The organism is Beduinella massiliensis (assembly GCF_900199405.1).
GTDB lineage: Bacteria > Bacillota > Clostridia > Christensenellales > Aristaeellaceae > Beduinella > Beduinella massiliensis.
In genome coordinates this window covers 691732-708785 of sequence record NZ_LT963430.1, presented here as the reverse complement: position 1 = coordinate 708785, position 17054 = coordinate 691732, and the positions used below count along the sequence as shown (strand labels likewise).

At 66.1% G+C, this 17054-nt stretch carries 17 protein-coding genes and 1 riboswitch; of the genes, 7 read left to right on the top strand and 10 right to left on the bottom strand.

Features of this window, described 5'->3' with window-relative positions; translation table 11 throughout:
* Positions 1-19 precede the first annotated feature (19 nt).
* Positions 20-1639: a hypothetical protein gene (locus C1725_RS03880; RefSeq protein ID WP_102410363.1), complete on the top strand. Its 1620-nt coding sequence runs from the start codon at positions 20-22 to the stop codon at positions 1637-1639.
* On the opposite strand, the gene C1725_RS03875 is transcribed toward C1725_RS03880, so the two are convergent.
* The 5 genes from C1725_RS03875 to C1725_RS03860 form a co-directional block, all read right to left on the bottom strand.
* The gene (locus C1725_RS03875; protein ID WP_102410362.1) at positions 1608-2816 is read right to left on the bottom strand and encodes a cation:proton antiporter domain-containing protein; all 1209 of its coding nucleotides are present in this window, start codon (positions 2814-2816) and stop codon (positions 1608-1610) included. The genes C1725_RS03880 and C1725_RS03875 overlap by 32 nt on opposite strands.
* A gap of 57 nt (positions 2817-2873) precedes the next feature.
* Positions 2874-2946, bottom strand: a riboswitch (Fluoride riboswitch).
* Positions 2947-2988: 42 nt separating this feature from the next.
* A complete protein-coding gene (locus C1725_RS03870) occupies positions 2989-3720 on the bottom strand; it encodes a sigma-70 family RNA polymerase sigma factor (protein WP_346026317.1) in 732 nt (243 codons plus the stop codon).
* On the bottom strand, positions 3717-6440 hold the full coding sequence (locus C1725_RS03865) for a phage/plasmid primase, P4 family (RefSeq protein WP_146009129.1): 2724 nt from the start codon (positions 6438-6440) through the stop codon (positions 3717-3719). The genes C1725_RS03870 and C1725_RS03865 overlap by 4 nt, the downstream gene beginning before the upstream one ends.
* 58 nt (positions 6441-6498) lie before the next feature.
* Complete coding sequence (locus C1725_RS19145) at positions 6499-6621, bottom strand: hypothetical protein (RefSeq protein WP_346026316.1); 123 nt, start codon at positions 6619-6621, stop codon at positions 6499-6501.
* A gap of 126 nt (positions 6622-6747) precedes the next feature.
* Positions 6748-6990, bottom strand: coding sequence for a helix-turn-helix domain-containing protein (locus C1725_RS03860; RefSeq protein WP_102410360.1), 243 nt, complete (start codon positions 6988-6990; stop codon positions 6748-6750).
* A 186-nt stretch (positions 6991-7176) separates the two neighbouring features.
* Here C1725_RS03860 and C1725_RS03855 point away from each other — a divergent pair, with 186 nt between their 5' ends.
* The gene (locus C1725_RS03855) at positions 7177-7830 is read left to right on the top strand and encodes a S24 family peptidase (protein WP_102410359.1); all 654 of its coding nucleotides are present in this window, start codon (positions 7177-7179) and stop codon (positions 7828-7830) included.
* Positions 7831-8140: 310 nt separating this feature from the next.
* Here C1725_RS03855 and C1725_RS03850 read toward each other — a convergent pair whose 3' ends face one another.
* Positions 8141-8380: a hypothetical protein gene (locus C1725_RS03850; RefSeq protein WP_102410358.1), complete on the bottom strand. Its 240-nt coding sequence runs from the start codon at positions 8378-8380 to the stop codon at positions 8141-8143.
* Positions 8381-8520: 140 nt separating this feature from the next.
* On the opposite strand from C1725_RS03850, the gene C1725_RS03845 reads away from it, so the two are divergent.
* The 5 genes from C1725_RS03845 to C1725_RS03830 all read left to right on the top strand — a co-directional run bounded on the left by C1725_RS03845 (position 8521) and on the right by C1725_RS03830 (position 12911).
* The gene (locus C1725_RS03845) at positions 8521-8880 is read left to right on the top strand and encodes a helix-turn-helix domain-containing protein (RefSeq protein WP_102410357.1); all 360 of its coding nucleotides are present in this window, start codon (positions 8521-8523) and stop codon (positions 8878-8880) included.
* Positions 8881-9030: 150 nt separating this feature from the next.
* On the top strand, positions 9031-9180 hold the full coding sequence (locus tag C1725_RS19140; RefSeq protein ID WP_346026315.1) for a GNAT family N-acetyltransferase: 150 nt from the start codon (positions 9031-9033) through the stop codon (positions 9178-9180).
* On the top strand, positions 9173-9937 hold the full coding sequence (locus C1725_RS03840; protein ID WP_102410356.1) for an MBL fold metallo-hydrolase: 765 nt from the start codon (positions 9173-9175) through the stop codon (positions 9935-9937). The genes C1725_RS19140 and C1725_RS03840 overlap by 8 nt, the downstream gene beginning before the upstream one ends.
* A gap of 248 nt (positions 9938-10185) precedes the next feature.
* Positions 10186-10833, top strand: a complete 648-nt coding sequence (locus tag C1725_RS03835; RefSeq protein ID WP_102410355.1) for a DEAD/DEAH box helicase family protein — start codon at positions 10186-10188, stop codon at positions 10831-10833.
* A gap of 275 nt (positions 10834-11108) precedes the next feature.
* Positions 11109-12911, top strand: a complete 1803-nt coding sequence (locus C1725_RS03830) for a glycerophosphodiester phosphodiesterase family protein (protein WP_102410354.1) — start codon at positions 11109-11111, stop codon at positions 12909-12911.
* 1088 nt (positions 12912-13999) lie between these two features.
* Here the strand turns inward: C1725_RS03830 and C1725_RS03820 are convergent.
* The 4 genes from C1725_RS03820 to C1725_RS18885 all read right to left on the bottom strand — a co-directional run bounded on the left by C1725_RS03820 (position 14000) and on the right by C1725_RS18885 (position 17006).
* A complete protein-coding gene (locus tag C1725_RS03820) occupies positions 14000-14758 on the bottom strand; it encodes an EFR1 family ferrodoxin (RefSeq protein ID WP_102410352.1) in 759 nt (252 codons plus the stop codon).
* Positions 14759-14779: 21 nt separating this feature from the next.
* Positions 14780-15130 (bottom strand): metalloregulator ArsR/SmtB family transcription factor, encoded by a 351-nt coding sequence (locus C1725_RS03815; RefSeq protein WP_102410351.1) that lies wholly within the window; start codon positions 15128-15130, stop codon positions 14780-14782.
* An 11-nt stretch (positions 15131-15141) separates the two neighbouring features.
* A complete protein-coding gene (locus tag C1725_RS03810) occupies positions 15142-15915 on the bottom strand; it encodes a nitroreductase family protein (RefSeq protein WP_102410350.1) in 774 nt (257 codons plus the stop codon).
* A gap of 233 nt (positions 15916-16148) precedes the next feature.
* Entirely contained in the window at positions 16149-17006 is an 858-nt protein-coding gene (locus C1725_RS18885) for a hypothetical protein (protein ID WP_146009127.1), read from the bottom strand.
* Between the last annotated feature and the right edge of the window lie 48 nt (positions 17007-17054).

Here is a 17054-nt window from a genome sequence, read left to right as displayed (position 1 = left end):
TCCTCCCCCTGCCGCCGCCATGTCCACATCCCCGTCCGCTGCCCGCCCCTCCGCGCGCTGCGCGCTCGCTTCCGCCCTGCGCGCCCTGTGCGCGCGGCCTGCGGCGCTCGCCCTGCTGCTGCTTCCGGCCCTGATCCGGCTGCTGCCCATGTACGACGTTCTCGACCTCCTGCTTCCGCCGCTCGCGTTTTGGGCCGTCGCGGTGCCCCTCTACCTCGTTTTCACCATCCTGCTGCACGTGGGCACGCTGCGCGTGTGCGTCTGCACCCTCGTTCATGGGGAACCGCCGCGCCTGAAAACCCTCTTCGCCCCCTTCACCTGGGGCCTTCGCCGCGGCCCGCTGCTCGCGCTCGCCAGCCTCCTGCTCCTACTCGGCGTCTTTGTGCTGATCCTCCTTGCGGGCGCGCTGCTGTATCTCTTTCTGCCGGAGCTTAAGCCGCTATGGACGCTGCTGCTCTTCGCGTCGCTCCTGCTCCCCTTCCTCATGGCCGTATACATGCCCGCGGCCTTCGCCCGTTCGGCGGGCGCCTGCGGCGTGCGCGCGCTCGTGCGCGGGCTGTGGCGGCGCAGCGGGCCGCTGCTCGCGCTCCTGCTGCTCCTGCTCGTGCTGCCCTCGCTGCTCTTCCTGCTGCCGTACCTGCCGGGCGTTCTGCGCGCGGGCGTCTCCCTGGCCGACGCGCAGGCGGCGGCGCTCGCCGCCCCGAGCGCCTATTCCCCCATCGGCATCCTCCGCTATCTCGTCACCTGCCTGACCTCGCTTCTGCTCGACGCCTCGCTCGCCTTCCTGCTCGAGCAGCCCGCGGCAGCAAAAAAAAGGGCGCGGGCCTTCCGCCCCTGCCCAACCCGCCTGTCCCCGCTCGACCCGCTGCGCGCGGCGCTGCGCTCCATTGCCGCGCGGCCCCTCGCGCTGCTCGCCGCGCTCGCCCTGCTGCTCCTGCCCTGGTACCTGTCCAGCAGCGACATCTTCCTGTACTTCCTGCCGTTCTACTCCCCCTCGCTGTACGCAATCGCTGAATTCGCGGTGCGCCTGCTCGGCCTGATGACCACGCTGTGCGCGCTTCACTTCCTGCGCGCCGCGTTCGTGCTCCGCGAGCGGCTCACCGCGCGCGCGTTCCTCGCGCCCCTCGCCTGGCCGCGCGCCTGGCTGCTCTGCGCCGTCGTGCAGCTCGCCCGGGCGTTCCTTTCGCGCGTGGGCCATCAGCTCTCGGACCTTTTCTACACCGCCCCCGCGCCGCTGAGCCTGCTGCTCTACCTCGCGCCGCTGCTGCTGCCGCTCCTCCTGCAGTCCTTCGCGCTGCCGCTCATCGAGTTCACGCGGGGCAAGGCGCGCCTGCGGGATGCCGCCGCCTGCCTGCGCCGCCGCGCCCCGGCGCTCGTCTCGACGCTGCTGGTGACGGACGGGCTGTTCTTCCTGCTGCTCAGCATGCCCCACATCGAACGGCTGCTGGCCTCCCCCGACGATCTCTACCTCGCCTTCACGCTTTCCCCGCTGTATCCCCTCAAGCTGCTCGTCGCAGCGCTGCGGTTCACCGCCCTGGTCTTTTTCTATCAGCAGGCGGCGCTTCCCCGCGCCCGCGCCCGCTTCCCCGCCCTGCGCCCCCGGCCGCTCATGGCTCAGGGGCGGCGTCCGCGCGCGTGAGCAGCCGCCGGCTGCTTGCGTCCATGCCCAGCGCCCCCAGCGGCGCGGTCAGCAGGATGGCGATCACGGCGCAGGAGAGCACCAGATTGCCGCAGGACAGGCCCGCCGCCAGCGGCACGCCCCCGATGGCGGCCTGCACCGTGGCCTTGGGCAGGTAGGCGAGCACGCAGAACAGCCGCTCGCCCGGGCGCAGCGCGGTGCCCGCAACGCAGCAAAGCACGCCCGCCGCGCGGAAGAGCAGCGCCAGGGCGATCAGCAGCAGCGCGCCCGGCCCCGCGCCCAGCGTGTAGCGCACGTCCACCGCCGCGCCGACCAGCACGAAGAGGAGTACCTCCGCCGCGAGCCAGAGCTTGCCGAACCTGTCCGCGAGCTGCCGGACGACGCGCCCCCGGCAGCGCAGCTTCAGCGCGCAGGCCATGCTCATCACCGCCAGCAGGCCGGACATGGGCACGGGCAGCCTGTCCTCCAGCGCGGCCAGCAGGAACGCAGCGGCCAGCACCACGATGACCTTCACGCTGCCCCGCACCCCCGCGCCGCGCGCGTGCCGCCGCTCAAACAGCGCCGCGAGCAGCAGGCCCGCGCCCGCCCCGGCCGCGACGCCCAGCGCGATGGCCACGGGGATGCCCGCGAAGTCCGCCGCCCGCGCCGAGCCCCCCTGCGCGACCCGCAGGAACGTGGAAAACAGCACGATCACGAACACGTCGTCCAGCGACGCGCCCGCGAGCAGCATCTGCGGGATGCGCTTTTGCGTGCCGTAGCCCGCCTCCATCAGGGCGACCATGCGCGGCACGACGACGGCGGGCGACACGGCGGCGAGCACCGCGCCCAGCAGCGCCGCCTCCGCCGTCGTGACGTGCAGCAGCGGCCGGGCCAGCAGCACCACCCCGGCGATCTCAAAGCACGCGGGCAGAAAGGCGAGCAGCAGCGCCGGGCGGCCGACCTCGCGCAGCTCCCCGGCGTCCAGCGACAGCCCGGCCTTGAGCAGGATGACGACGAGCGCCATCTGCCGAAGGTCGCCCGACACCGAAAGGAGCTTTCCCGACAGCAGGTTCAGCGCGCAGGGGCCCAGCAGCAAGCCCGCGGCGAGCATCCCGACGATGCGCGGCAGGCGGGCGCGGCGGCAGATCGAGGCCGCGAGCAGCCCCACGAGAAAGACGAGCGCGAGAGATTCGAGCATTTTGTATTCCTCCCCTGCTCCCATAGACGCAAAAAAGGCCGACGCCCTCTGCGACGCAACATCACAGAAGTCATCAGCCGAATCGGCAGTTCAGGCAAAGCCTTGGGAGCACTTCATTCCCAAGCGGAGTATACCACGTCCGCCGCCGCGGCGCAAGCCCCTTTTCGCCCGCCTACCGCCGCTTTCCGCGCGGCTCCGTCATCTCCTGGCGCAGCTTTTTCAGCGCGCGCAGCTCCACCTTGCGCACGCCCTCGTAGCTCATGCCCATCACAGCGCCCAGCTCGCGCAGCGTCGTGCGGTTCACGACGTGCTCGATCACCACGTAGCTTTCCGCGTCCGTCAGGCAGCGCATCGCCTCAGAAAGGTCCATGCGCAGGTCCGCCAGCTCGATGGCCCGGTCGTACAAGCCGATCCCCGCGTCCGCGTTCTCCAGCAGCAGCACGCCCGCCTGCAGGCCGCACAGCGCCGCGCGCTCGCAGGGGGCGATGCGCATCAGCGCCGCCTCCCCGTCCTCGTCGTAGATCAGGTGCGCGTAATCCCTGCGCCGCCTGTGCGGGATGTGCACCCGCCCAAAGCCCGCGCGCACCCCGTGCGCGACGGCGTTGCGCACGTAGGGATAGGCCATCGTGCCAAAGCGCACGCCGCGCCCCGGCTCGAAGTCGCGCGCGGCCTTCACCAGCCCCACCACGCCGAAGTGGTAGAGCTCGCCCTGCTGCTCCGGCGCGAAGTGGCCGTAGTGCTCGCGCACCACCGCCCAGACCAGCCCCAGCGAGCGCAGCACCAGCGCGTCCCGCTGCGCCTGCGAAAGCGGCCCGGCGAAGACCGCCTGCGCGCTCCGGCGGCGGCCCCTCGGCTGCGCGTGCGTCCGCGTCGGGCGCGGCCTGCGCCATTGTGCCTCGTTCAATCCAATCCCCCCTCTCTGAAAGCGTCCCGCAGTGCGGTTCCACCCCGCGGTGCGGTTCCGTCCCGCGGTGCGGTTCCACCCCGCTCTGCGGGCTCGCCGCGCAGGCCGACGCCCGCCCAGACGTTGCCCGCGCGCGTGTGCCGCGCCTCGAACCCCCGGCTCCTCAGCGCGGAGGCGAACTCGCGGCTGCGGCGCGGGTAGCGCTCGCCGTTTTCGAGCGACCACTGGTGAAACGCCTCGTACAGCAGCCCGCCGGGCACGGCCTCCTCCTCGCCCAGCACGCAGCGCTCCGTGAGGAAGCCGCGCAGCCAGTCCTCGCCGCTCAGGTACTCGCGCGAGGCGGCCTGCACGGCCTCGGGCTTTCTCAGCTTCATGTGGTCCTCGTAAAACATCCGCGCGCCCTCGATCATCCAGCGCAGGATCTGCGGGCCCTCGCTTTGAAGCAGGCGCGCGCGAAAGTCCGTCACCATCTCCGCGCGGCCGATGGGGTTCGTCAGCGGCAGCACCGCGATGCGCCTGCGCGTGCCCTCGTCCACAGAGCGGATGCGCGGCAGGTGGTTGGTGTGCATGATGAGCGTGTGCGACGGGCGGAAGCTGAACGGGTCGCGCCCCTTGGGGTTCGCGCTGATCTGGTCCTGCGAGGCCAGGCGCTTGAGCACGCTCTGGTTGAGGCCCAGCCCCTCGTCCGTCTCGCTGGCGACGACGAGCCGCTTGCCCCGCACCTGCTCCAGGCCGAACGGCTCGGAGCTGTCGCGCCGGGGCACCAGCAGCTCCGGGCGGATCGTGCCCGCGTAGTCGCCCAGCACGTCCTGCCACAGCCCGAAGAGGGTGGACTTGCCGTTGCCGCCCGGCCCGTGGCAGATGGTGATGCCCTCCTCGTACACCTCGCCCACGAGCGCCATGCCCGCCACGCGCTGCAGGTAGTCGCACAGCTCCCCGTCCCCGCCCGTGATGCGGTAGAGGAACTGCGTGTAGCGCGGCGCGTCCGCCTCCGGCGCGGGCGCGAGGTGCGTGATGGCCGTGCACAGCGCGGCGGGGTCGTGGGGGCGCATGCGGCCCGTGCGCAGATCGACCATGCCCCCGGGCGTGTTGAGCAGCCAGGGGTCCGCGTCGAAGTCGCTGAGCGCGTGGCGCTTCATCAGCGCCTGCGCGAGGCGCAGCGTCCGGCCGATGCGCGTGGCGCTGCGGCAGCTCACGGCCCAGCGCAGGGCGGCCTCCGCCTCGCGCGCCTGTGCGCTGCCCATCGGCGCGCCGTCAAGCCCCGCCTTCGCGCGCGCCATCATCTCGTCGGTGAAGCGCATCATGCACAGCGTCGCCTCGGCCTGCGCGTCCGGGGCCCAGCGCGTGCCGTCCCAGGCGACCCAGCGCAGGTCGTCCTGCCAGCACAGCGCGTCCGCGTAGGCGTCCGCGAAGGCCACGGCCGTGCCCTGCTCCGTGTAGTCGTCGGGGCTGCGCGAGAGCGCGACGGCGGCTTCCCGGACGGACACGCGCGCCGCGCCCTCCTTCGCGCCCGCCTCCGGGGGGACTGCGGCTCCATCCGCGCAGGCGGGTTCCCCCGCGCTTTCCCCCGCGTTTCCCCTCTGCGCGGTCTGTTCCTTCCGCTCCCCGCCGGGCTCCGTCCCCGTTCGCCGCGCCGCGCGTTCCCCGGCGTTCTCCCCCGCGCTTGGCGGCGCGCCTTCCCCGCTTGCCGCGTGGCAAAGCGCCTGCATCGCGGCGTAGGAGGGCAGCGCGCGCATCGGCGTGCCCGGCGGCGTCCCGGCGTCCCGCTCCCCGAACAGGTGCACGCGCACCAGGTCGAAGGCGTTCAGCAGCCGGCCGCCCGCCGGGTCCGTGTCGTGGTAGCTGTACAGGAACCGCCCGCCGTCGTAGACCACCGCGCCGCCGTAGGCGCTGCCCGCGCGGTAGGTGTAGCGCCCCGGCTCCCGCGCGGGGGCGTACACGTGCGAAAGGAACCTGCCGATCGCGGCGGGCACGTCGTAGGCCCGGCAGAACGCGCCCACGGGCCCGGGCTTCAGCCCCGGATCGCCCAGCCGTCCGGCGCGCGCGGTCAGCGCCCGGCTCTGGCGGCTGCTCACGGGCCAGCGCGCGGTGTCGCGCCAGTCCGCGTAGCGCGCGAGCACCGCGTCCGGGTCGAGCCACGGCCCCTCGCAGAGCCGCAGCACGTACTCCCCGTCCCGGCAGACGCTGGGCCAGAACATCAGGCGGCCCGGCTGGTAGGTCGTGTCGTCGAAGGCGTCGATGCCCAGGTCGAACGCCACCCGGCGCGCCACCGCCTCGTATTCGTCCGGCGCGACCGGGCGGCTCAGCGGGATCAGCAGGCGAAGGCGCGGGTGCGCCCGCGTGTGGCTGTGGGTGCTGTGCAGCGCCGCCGCAAAGCCGTAGCGCGCGCGCCAGTTTTCCCAGAGCGCGAAGCGCGCCTCCCCCGCGCCCTCCCATTCCTCCTCCGCGTACATCGCGTGGTCGGCGTCCAGCGCGAGCAGGCAGCGGCTCTCCACGCTCCCCGCCCGCCGCGCGCCGCCCGAAAGCACCCCGCCGACGAAGCCGCCAACGTCCTTGGCCCGCACCCGCTCCCCGGGCGGCATCGCCGCGTACTGCACGGCCGTCTCCGCCGTGCGCACGGGCCTTTCGAGCCGCGCGGTAAATTCCGCCCACGTCAGGCGCAGCGTCCGCCAGCTCGTCTCGCACCGGCTCGTCCCGGCGCTGATCGCAAGCTCCTCCACCGTTCGTCCCTCCCCCCCGCGCCGTCCCGCGCGCATCCGCCGCCGAAGCCGCCCGGCCTCAATCCCGCCCGTCTCCGCGCTTCATCCGCTCAAGCGCGCGCTCCTGCGCCGCCTCCACGCGCTCCCGGTCCACCACCAGGTAGATCATCAGCGCCAGCAGCAATACGCCCCCAACGTTCACGCCGTTCCCTCCCGTTCCGCGCGTCCATTCGCCCTCGTCTATCGCTCCGCCCCGCGCGGCCCGTCCGCACGCCCCCGTCTTCCTGCGCTGCCTGCGCTGCCCGCGCGGCCCGTCCGCGCCCGGCCTCTACGCCTCGTCCACCTCGTTTGCATCACATGCGACATCCGCCGCAAAAAAAATGGCCGCCGCCTGCTTCCCGCTCAGCCCCATCGCCTCCCGGATCGCCCCCGCTTCCCGCAGGGTGATGGGCTCGCCCGCGTCCTTCAGCTTCCGGTAGAGCGTAGACGGGTGCATCTGCACCTTCTCCGCCAGCGACGTGACGGTCTCCCCCCGTTTTTTCATCGCCTCGCGCAGCCGCTGCACGTCCATCTCCAGACCGCCTCCCTTTGCATTTCGCATTTTGTGCGACAACAGCAGTATAGCACGTCCGCATGTGGCCGTCAAGCCATTTTTCGCATTTAATGCAATAAATCCTGCCATTTCGCCTAAATTAGTTGCAAATATGCGAATATCGTGGTATACTGAACCCACAATCAACGCAAGGGGGTTCAGCCAATGAAGCCGGGATCAAGAATACGGGAGCGCCGCCTCCTCCTGGGGCTGTCGGTCGCGGACGTCGCGGCCGCCCTGGGAAAAAACCGCGCCACGGTCTACCGATACGAAAGCGGCTACATCGAGGATCTGCCCACGACGGTGCTCGAGCCCCTGGCCCGGGTGCTGCAAACGACGCCCGCGTACCTCGCCGGGTGGACGGACGAGCCCGCGCCGCTCGCCCACCCCGACCTGCTGCCCATCGCGCGAAGGCGCAGGATCCCGCTGCTGGGCGAGATCGCCTGCGGCGAGCCGATCTATTCCCCGGCGGAGGCGGAGCTGGTGGACGTGGACGAGGGCCTCGCCTGCGACAGCGCGATGATCTGCCGGGGCGACAGCATGATCGGGGCGCGCATCTACGACGGCGACCTGGTGTACGTGCGCCGTCAGGACGACGTGGACGACGGGCAGATCGCCGCGGTGGCCATCGACGGGGAGCTGACGCTCAAGCGCGTGTTCAAGCTGCGCGACCTGGACGACGAGGGCAACGTCGTCTACCGGGTGGAGCTGCGGGCGGAGAACCCGCGCTACGCGCCGATCCGCATCGGCGGGCCGGACGAGACGCGCCAGGTGAACATCGTCGGCCGGGCGGTCGCGTTCCGCAGCGTCCTGCCGTAAGCGCGTGAACGCTGTGAAGGCTGCGCAGGCCGCTCTTATTATCCCTTTTTTCTCTATGCGCTCTCACTCCGTCAGCCTTCACAGCGTTCACAGCCTTCACGCAAACCTTCTCTCCCCAGCCGCTTCCCGCAAAAGCGAAAAAGCGCGGGGGCGCCGCCGGTTCCGGGTGCCCGCGCACCTGCCGGCAGCGCTCCCGCGCTGACTTTTTTTCCGCACCCCACGGCGCGCATCCGCCCTGGGCTCTTGCCCCCCCGCCCCGCCGGCCCGCACACCCTCCGACCGCCCGGAAGACGGCGCCCGCCCCGCGGCCTCAGCGCCGCGCAGCCTCAAAGCCCATCTGGAAGTAGTAGCGGCACTCGGCCTCCGCCTCTTCGTACATCACGTCCGCGTAGTCCTCCACCAGCCCCCGGTCCTTCGGGCCGACCGCCGCGAGCAGGCGCTCCATGAGCTCGATCTTCCGCGCGTAGATCGCGTCCACCTCCGCCGTCCGGTACATGTCGCTCTCGTCAAACCTCGGGCACGCCTCGTACGCATCCTGCCATGTCCTCATCCTGAACAGCCCCCTAAATGTTTTATCTCTACGTATAAACAGTGACGTTTTTGCCGTAATACATTATACATTTTCACCTTCTACATATCAAGCGTGAAATAAGAGATAATAGGGAAAACAGCGAAGAGGGAGTGCAGGGCATGTCCGTTTTTAACTACGACCGGAAGCGTTCCGGCGCGTTCTTACAGGGGAAGCGCATGGAATGCAAGCTGTCGCAGGATAAGCTCGCTGAAAAGGCGGGCTGTTCCGTACGCACGATTACGGACATCGAAGGGGGCACGGTGGGCATGTCGATCGAGCGGCTGCTCACGCTGTGCCAGCTCCTTCACACCACGCCGGACGAGGTGCTGCTGGGCGCGGACACGGGCGGCGAAAGCTGGCTGCACGCGGAGCTGGCCCGGCTGACCCCGGAGCAGCGGCACACCGCGCTGGCGATCGTCGCCCCCTACATCGAGTCCCTGCGCCGGGAGCCCGCCGCGCCGAAGGAGCCCCTGCCGTAGGGAAACAAAGGCTTGATCCTTCCCCCAGGGGGCGAGAGCGGCGCGGCTTTCGCCCCTTTTGCCGCTTGCCAGGGCGGTGTATAATGAGGGGCAGAACTTCCCCCGCGCTTTGCGGGACGGCGGGAAGACGGATGAAAGGTCGGGAAACCCATGAAGGAAAGCAATCTTTGGGTCGGGACGGACGCGGAGCTGGTGGCGGCGGCGGACGGGCTGCGCAGGCGGGTCTTTATCGAGGAGCAGGGCGTGCCCGAGGACGAGGTGTTCGACGGCCGCGGCGGGGAGGTGATCGCCCGTGGATGACTGGTTCACGATCGAGACGATCGCCCCGGACACCTTTGCCCTCAGCGAATACCGGCACTGGGAGGAAACGCACTGCTACCTCCTGCTGGGCACGGAGCGCGCCCTCCTGATCGACACGGGGCTGGGCGTCTCCGATATTCGCCGCGCGGTGGACGGCCTGACCGCGCTGCCCGTGCTCGCCGTCACCACCCACGCGCACTGGGACCACATCGGCGGGCACCGGCACTTCCCAAACATCGCGGTGCACGAGGCGGAAAGGGACTGGCTGGCCGTCCGCTTTCCCGTGCCGTTGGAGGCGGTCCGGCAAAACCTGCTGCTCAGGCCCTGCGCCTTTCCGGCGGGCTTCGACCCGGACGCCTACCGGCTCTTTCGGGGCGAGCCGCAGCGGCTCCTTCGGGACGGCGACACGCTGGACCTGGGCGGCAGGTCGCTCCAGGTCGTGCACACGCCCGGCCACTCGCCGGGGCATTGCTGCTTCTACGAGCCGGATCGGGGCTGGCTCTACACCGGCGACCTGATCTACGGCGGGTGCCTGGACGCCTTCTACCCCACCACGGACCCGCGGCAGTTCTACGACTCCGTGAAGCGGGTCTGCCGCCTGTCCGTTCAAAGGGTGCTGCCCGCGCACCACGCGCTGAACCTGCCCGTTGGCATCCTCCGGGACGTCGAGGCCGCGTTTGGGGAGCTCGACGGGCGGGGCCTCCTGCGGCAGGGGCAGGGCCTGTTCGCATTCGAGGGCTTCCAGATACACCTGTAAGCATCCGGGCCGGCCGGGCAACGGAAGCGTTTCAGGATTTTGCGCTCCGGTATTCCGCCACCACCAGCGGCATGACGACGGCAAAAATCACCCTGTCCCTATTTCGGATGTTGAGCTTCAGCTCATTTTGCTTCGCCTCCCTTCTGTTTCTTTCCCGTCCGGATACCCATAATATATCGCAAAAGCATTCGTGGGAACGTGATAGGATTGATCTGCTTAAAACCATTTAGAACGAAGGAGAAATTCACGTGATATTTCAAGATAACGTATTGAAAGAATATTTAAAAAATGTATATTTCATAACGGGAACCCCCTGCGGCGGGAAGACGACGATTTCCTGTGAATTGGGGAAAAAGCATGATTTGATGGTGTACCATATGGATGAAGAATTTCAAACCCATCAACAGATGTCCCATCCCAAATTTCAACCTTCTATGAACAAAAAATTCAAAGATGCGGATGAATTCTTTGGACGGACCGTTGAGGAATACAGGAAATGGCTTCTTGATAATACAAGAGAGCAATTCGATTTTGTTCTGCTGGATTTAATCCGGCTTTCACAAAATCGAATTATCCTGTGCGACTGCCATTTGACTGTTGAAGAAGCAGATCAATTGACTGAACCCTCAAGGGTTGCTTTTTTGATAAAAGATCCTACGGATTTGATCGACGATTATTGCAAGCGTCCAGATCATGCGGGATTTCATAACTTCATTAACAGTGCCTCTCATGTGAAAAAAGCGAAAGCCCTTTTTAACGCGACCTTAAAGGATATCAACCTGGAAAGATGCGAACAAATCAAGTCCAGTAAATATTTTTGGCTTGAAAGGGATGCAGAAAGCCCTGTGAATGAAACAACAAGGAAAGTGGAACATCATTTTGGATGGTCGCGTTAATTGAAAACAGGTCGTCTATCAGGTTTTTTCTGCCAGGCTTATTCCCAGTTTGCCGGGGAGATTATGAGAACCAAAGCAAACGGACGCGCCGTCATCGACCCTTTCGCCCGCCCAGTTCGTGATCTAAATAGGGGCGCAAAAGCGACTTGATTTGCAAGGGCTCCGCCGTCCCCATATAAAGGCTGGCTTTAAAAGTTATCAGCCGATTTTCATCTGCAAAATCAGCAAAAGACCCCCCGGCGTTTCGCTTTACGGGTTGAAAGGAGGGCCTCACCATGGCCAAGCGGAGCGGGCGGACCGGCACGCGCGTCGTGCTGTCGGCCCTGATGAAGAACGGCAGCGTGCTGCTGCTGTTTGAAATGCTCTACCGGGCCCTGGGCGCGGCCGTGCTCTACCCCGCCGTGCACGCCGTCCTCTCCGCCCTGCCGCGCCTCGCGGGGCAGGGCTTTCTGGGGCAGGAAAACCTGGGCCGGGTGCTCGGCAGCCTGCCCGCCGTGCTCGCGCTCGCGGCTGTGCTGCTCGCCCTGGGGCTGTTCGTCTGCTTCGAGCTTACGGCGCTCGTGCTCTACGGCGAGGCGGGCTACCGCGGCGAGCGCCTGACGTTGCGCGCCCTCACCGTCCGCGCGGCGAAGCGCACGGCCTCGCTGCTCGCGCCAAGGCGCCTCGCGGTGCTGCTCATGCTGCCCGCGATGGCGCTCTCCGTCTTCGCGCTGCTCGGCAGCTCCCTGCAGGCGGTCCGGGTGCCGGAGTTCATCCTCGACTTCCTGCGCGAGCGCCCGCCGCTGCACTTCCTCTTCGGCGCGCTGGTCGCGGGCCTGTGCGCGCTCGTCTTCCTCTACCTGCCCGGCTTCCCGGCGCTCGTGCTGACGGGCTGCTCGTTCCCGGAATCCTGGCGGACGGGGCTTCGGCTGCTGCGCGGGAAAAAGCTGCGCGCCCTCGCGGCGCTCGCCGCCGCCATGCTCGGCTACCTGCTCTCGCTGCTGCTCGTCACCCTCGGCCTCGCGGGGCTCGCCGCCGCCGGCGTGCGCCTCCGCTTCGGCGCGTCCGGCGGCGCGGACTACCTCCGGCTTCTCGGCGCGTGGGCGGGCGTGTGGCGCATCGCGGCGGGCGCGTTCCTCTCCGCCTGCCTGTTCACGGGGGCGACCGTGCTCTACCACCGCCTGCGCGGCGACGCGCGGCCCGCGCCGGAGCGCGCGGAGCGGACGGCGCGCGCGCGGCTCCTGCGCGCGGCGCGGCTGGCCGCGGTGGCCCTGCTGCTGCCCCTGTTCAGCGAATCGGAGCTGGGCGGGGCCGCGTACTACCCCCATTCGCCGGAAACGATCGTCGTCGCCCACCGCGCGGGCGCGGCCTTCGCGCCGGAAAACACGGTGGCCGCGCTGCGCCTCGCCGCGGAGCACGGCGCGTCCATGGCGGAGATCGACGTGCAGCAGCTTCGCGACGGCGCGCTCGTCGCGCTGCACGACACGAACTTCCGCCGCACCACGGGCGTGGACCTGAACGTGTGGGACGCGACGCTTGCGCAGGTGCGCGCGCTCGACGCGGGCGCGTCCTTCAGCTACGCATACGCGGGCGAGCCGGTGCCGGAGCTCTCCCAGATGCTGGAGGCGGCGAAGGGGCGCATCCGGCTCATGATCGAGCTCAAGGCCACGGGGCGCGAGCAAAACCTCGTGGAGGCGACGCTCGGCGAGATCGACCGCTTCGGCATGCGGGACGAGTGCGTCATCGCCTCGATGAACCTCGACCTGCTGCGGCGCGTCAAGGCGCTCGCGCCGGACGTTCAGACGGCCTACATCTCCGTGCTGCTGCTCTCGGAGCAGTACGACCTCGCGGACATCGACGCCTACAGCGTGGAGACGACCTCGCTCACAGGCGAGTTCGTCGCGGAGGCGCACTTTCAGGGCAAGCAGGTCTACGCCTGGACGGCGAACACCGAGCGGAACATGCTGAAGATCGTGCGCATGCAGGCGGACGGCCTCGTGACCGACAACCCGCTGTTCGCGGACTACTGCCTCAGCAACGCCGGAAGGGACCTCTCCATCGAGTCCCTGAGGGACCTCTTCTTCCCGGAGAGCCTGTAGCCGGGAGCCTTGTGCCGCGCGCTTTTTTGTTCGCCATCCCGATATACAGGTTCGCTTCTCCGTACAAAAGCGCGCTGGAGGCTTATCCCCCCGCGCGCTTTTCGTTCGCTATCCCGATATGTAGATTCGCTTCTCCGTACGCTTGCGCTTCTTTTGTTCGCCATCCCGATACACAAATTCGCTTCGCCGTACGCTTGCGCGCTTTGAGTTCGCTATCCCGATATACAAGTTCGCTTCTCCGTACGCCCCTGCGCTTTTTGCGTTCGCCATCTCGATACACAGATTCGCTTCTCCGTACACGCGCGAGCCGCTTTCGTTCGCCATCCCGATACACAGATTCGCTTCTCCGTACACGCGCGAGCCGCTTTCGTTCGACATCCCGATATACAGATTCGCTTCGCCGTACGCCCTTGCGCTTTTTCGTTCGCTATCCCGATATGTAGATTCGCTTCTCCGTATGAACGCGCGCTTTTTCATTCGCCATCCCGATATACAGGTTCGCTTCTCCGTACGACCGCACGCTTCCGCCGCGCGCCTTTTGTTTGCTATCCCGATATACAAGTTCGCTTCTCCGTACACCCGCGCGCCGCTTTCGTTCGCCATCCCGATACACGGATTCGCTTCTCCGTACACGCACGCGCATCTTTCGTTCGCTATCCCGATACACAAGTTCGCTTCTCCGTACACACGCGCTCTGGAGGCTTATCCTCCACGCGCTTTGCGTTCGCTATCCCGATATACAAGTTTGCTTCTCCGTACGCTTGCGCTTTTTTTGTTCGCCATCCCGATACACAGGTTCGCTTCTCCGTACGCACACGCGCTTTCCCCGCGCTTTTCCGTTCGCCATCCCGATACACAGGTTCGCTTCTCCGTACGCCCCCGCGCTTCCCCCGCGCTTTGCGTTCGCCATCTCGATACACAGGTTCGCTTCTCCGTACGCCCCCGCGCTTCCCCCGCGCGCTTTGCGTTCGACATCCCGATACGCAGATTCGCTTCTCCGTACGCCCCGCGCTTACCCCGCGCCCCTTTCGTTCGCCATCCCGATATACCGGTTCGCTACTCCGTACGCCCGCGCGTTTCCCGCGCCCTCATTCCTCGCCCGATTTCGGGCAGACGTACCGCGGCAGGCCCCGGCTGTGCTTCCCGTACTCGATCGCCTCCGTCGGGCAGCGGCAGATACAGGCCATACAGTGGGTGCAGTCCTTGCCCCACACGGGCCTGCCCGCCTCCAGCCGGACGTTGCCGAGCGGGCAGACGGCGGCGCACTTCCCGCAGGAGACGCACGCGTCGGTGGCGTAAAACTTCCCCGCGTGCACGAACGCCGGGTAGAACGCGGCGTTGACGGGGCCGCTGCTCAGCCTGTCCCGCCACGTCGGGGCGCTTTCGGGCAGCGCCTCGCCGCCCCCGATCCGCCGGGCGGCCTCGTCGATCGCGCCGTCCGCCTCCCGGATGATCTCAAGCGCCTCCGCCCGCGTGGGCGTGGTGAACAGCGCGACGTAGTTTTCCGGCATCCTGATCCCGGCGCAGCCCCGGTAGCGCAGCCCCTTTTCCGCGCAAAGCGCCCGCAGATACCTGCCCGCGTCCCCGATGCTCCCGCCGCAGGTCATCACGAAGTACAGGTCCCGGCTGCCCGCAAGCTCCGTCCGCGCGAGCCACGCCTGCACGACGCGGGGAATCCGCCACGCATAGGTCGGGACGACGACGACCCACGGGCTGTCCGAGTGCATCCGCGAAAAATCGCGGCCGCGAATCCGCTCAAACAGGTCGGTCACGCCGTCCCCCACGGCCCGCCCGATCCGCCTCGCGGCGTACGCGCTGTTCCCCGTTCCCGAGAAATAAAGAATCATGGCCCTCGCCTCCGTTTCGTTTCAGGTGGGCGCGCTGATGTGCAGGATGCTCGCGTAAATGAGGTCGATCAGACCGGCGATCTCCTTCCACTGCGTGCCGTCCACGCTCAGGTAGTAAAAGTTGCGGGTGCCCTCGCGCCGCATCGCGACGATGCCGGCCTCCCGCAGGATTTGCAGGTGGTGCGAGACGGAGGGCCGCGTCAGGTGCGCCTTTTCCGCGATCTCCCCGACGCGCACGCCCGTCAGGTCGCTTTGCAGCAGCACGAGCAGGATGAGCTGCCTCGTCTCGTCCCCGATGGCCGTAAACGCGCGCCTGCACGAGCGAAACCCCTCCACGATCTCCCGCAGCGCCTCTTCGCATTCCTTTGCCATGCCTGCCTCCTCTACATGTACCGGACGTCCAGCGCATCGCGCGGCGCGGCGCGCAGGAACCGCACGTCCGGGTAGCCCAGCACCAGCGTCATCGCCACGCGCTTGCCCCGGGGCATCTGAATCGCGCGGCGGATTGCGCGCGAGGCGTTCGCCGCCGTCGTGAAAAAACCGCTGTACAGCACGCCGAGGCCCTCGGCCTCCGCGACGAACTCCATGTTCTGCGCCGCGAGGACGCCGTTCGTCCTGTCCCTTGCCAGAATCACGATCGCGGTGGGCGCGCCAAAGAAGAAGAAGCGCTCGTCGATCTCGCGGTTTCGCGCCATCGGGCTAAACAGGTTCGCCAGCGGCTTGAGCCGCCGGAACAGGCGAACCGCCATGCGCTCGACCCGGTCCTTCTCCTGTTCGAGCACGACGAAGGACACGTCCTGCGCGTTTTTCGCGGTATGCGTCAGCCTGCCCGCCTCCAGGATGCGCGCGAGCGCTTCCCTGGGGATCTCCCGCTGCTCGAACCGGCGGATGCTTCGCCTGAAGCGAATGACCTCCAGCACCTCCCGCGGGTTCAGGCGCGCTTCCCCGCGCCTTTCGGCGGGCTCCTCCGCGCAGCCGCTGATCGAAACCGCCCGCTTCGGGCAGATCGCGGCGCACTGACCGCACATCAGGCAGTCCTCCGACAGGGTCTTCGCTTTGCGATTCTGGATCGTGAGGTTGTGCGCGGCGCACACGCCCGCGCACAAGCCGCAGCCGACGCACCTGCCCGCGTCGATTGTCACCCGGTGCTGCTTCATATCTTTCCGCCTTTCGTTAAGGATTATGAACCATTATACCGGGCGCGGGCCGCGCGGACAACATCGGTAAAGAAATTCGTTACCATTCCGGGCGCACTCTCCAACAAAAAAGGCCGCCCAAAAGGGACATGAAATAAGGAAACACAAAACGGTGAAGGGAGAACCCTTTACCGTTTTGTAGTTTATTGGCCTTATGGTCAAAAGATTGACGTAGAAAATGTTGATTAGCTGTGTTAGATAGACTTTAGGTTATCCAACAATGCGGCAATCCTGTATGTGCAATCGGTCTTTCTGTTTTCAGCCTTTCGCCAGGAATCTGATAGTGGAAAATATACTCCATCATTAGATTTTGAACCTAAATCCCATTGTCCATTTTCATCTTTATGATTATTTAACCAATCAACTACAAACGCCAGTTTTTCATGAGCAATGCTGTATTGCGATAACAATTCAATCATAGCAAGATAGCGGCTTGTTTCAAGCGAAGCAAATACAGGAGGAAAATCAAAAACTGAGCGTGAACAGCCAATATAATAAATGCCGTTCGGATAATTCAAAACATAATCAAGCATTCGTCTCTCTGTTTCGAAGGACAATGTGTTTGGTAATAGTACAAGTGGATAAAAGTTTACAAAGCTCTTAAAATAGTGTATTTTTTTGCCTTGCGAGCGTAGAGTGGTTCTATATGCTTCTTCATAAAGAATTCCTTCAAACATACCTTTTGAAAAGGCTTTTTCGATTACATCCGCCCATTGAGCGGCAACCATGACTGCTAATTTGTGTTTCGGCAAAAAGAGTCTTATGTTCGCTGCAAACATCGTTCTGAGAAAAAGTGACCAGTCAGGCTTTACTTCGTTGCGGTCAGGTATGGAAAGTTCGCCTATCAAACATTTTTCCATATATACAAGAGCACGACGAACAGGTTCATCTTCTGCTGTAAAGCCAAGGATGCGCAACCGCCTAAGCGCTTGTTCGGTTGTCATCGGTTGTTCTTTCGTGGGCTTACTGAGCGAATGAAAATATCCCCAACTTCCATCTTCATGTTGAAGCTCGATAATTTGCTTTGCCCACTTCCCATCTTTATACTTCACTTCAGTTATATCCTCCACGCTAGAAAATGCAAGTTCTCTTCGTCAGCC

What these genes read in the sequence shown, in the direction of transcription:
- C1725_RS03880 (WP_102410363.1), top strand. Translation starts at nt 20, where the DNA reads ATGTCCACATCCCCGTCCGCTGCCCGCCCCTCCGCGCGCTGCGCGCTC.
- C1725_RS03875 (WP_102410362.1), bottom strand. Translation starts at nt 2,816, where the DNA reads ATGCTCGAATCTCTCGCGCTCGTCTTTCTCGTGGGGCTGCTCGCGGCC.
- C1725_RS03860 (WP_102410360.1), bottom strand. Translation starts at nt 6,990, where the DNA reads ATGGACGTGCAGCGGCTGCGCGAGGCGATGAAAAAACGGGGGGAGACC.
- C1725_RS03845 (WP_102410357.1), top strand. Translation starts at nt 8,521, where the DNA reads ATGTCCGTTTTTAACTACGACCGGAAGCGTTCCGGCGCGTTCTTACAG.
- C1725_RS03810 (WP_102410350.1), bottom strand. Translation starts at nt 15,915, where the DNA reads ATGAAGCAGCACCGGGTGACAATCGACGCGGGCAGGTGCGTCGGCTGC.
- C1725_RS03830 (WP_102410354.1), top strand. Translation starts at nt 11,109, where the DNA reads ATGGCCAAGCGGAGCGGGCGGACCGGCACGCGCGTCGTGCTGTCGGCC.
- C1725_RS03820 (WP_102410352.1), bottom strand. Translation starts at nt 14,758, where the DNA reads ATGATTCTTTATTTCTCGGGAACGGGGAACAGCGCGTACGCCGCGAGG.
- C1725_RS03855 (WP_102410359.1), top strand. Translation starts at nt 7,177, where the DNA reads ATGAAGCCGGGATCAAGAATACGGGAGCGCCGCCTCCTCCTGGGGCTG.
- C1725_RS03815 (WP_102410351.1), bottom strand. Translation starts at nt 15,130, where the DNA reads ATGGCAAAGGAATGCGAAGAGGCGCTGCGGGAGATCGTGGAGGGGTTT.
- C1725_RS19140 (WP_346026315.1), top strand. Translation starts at nt 9,031, where the DNA reads ATGAAGGAAAGCAATCTTTGGGTCGGGACGGACGCGGAGCTGGTGGCG.
- C1725_RS03850 (WP_102410358.1), bottom strand. Translation starts at nt 8,380, where the DNA reads ATGAGGACATGGCAGGATGCGTACGAGGCGTGCCCGAGGTTTGACGAG.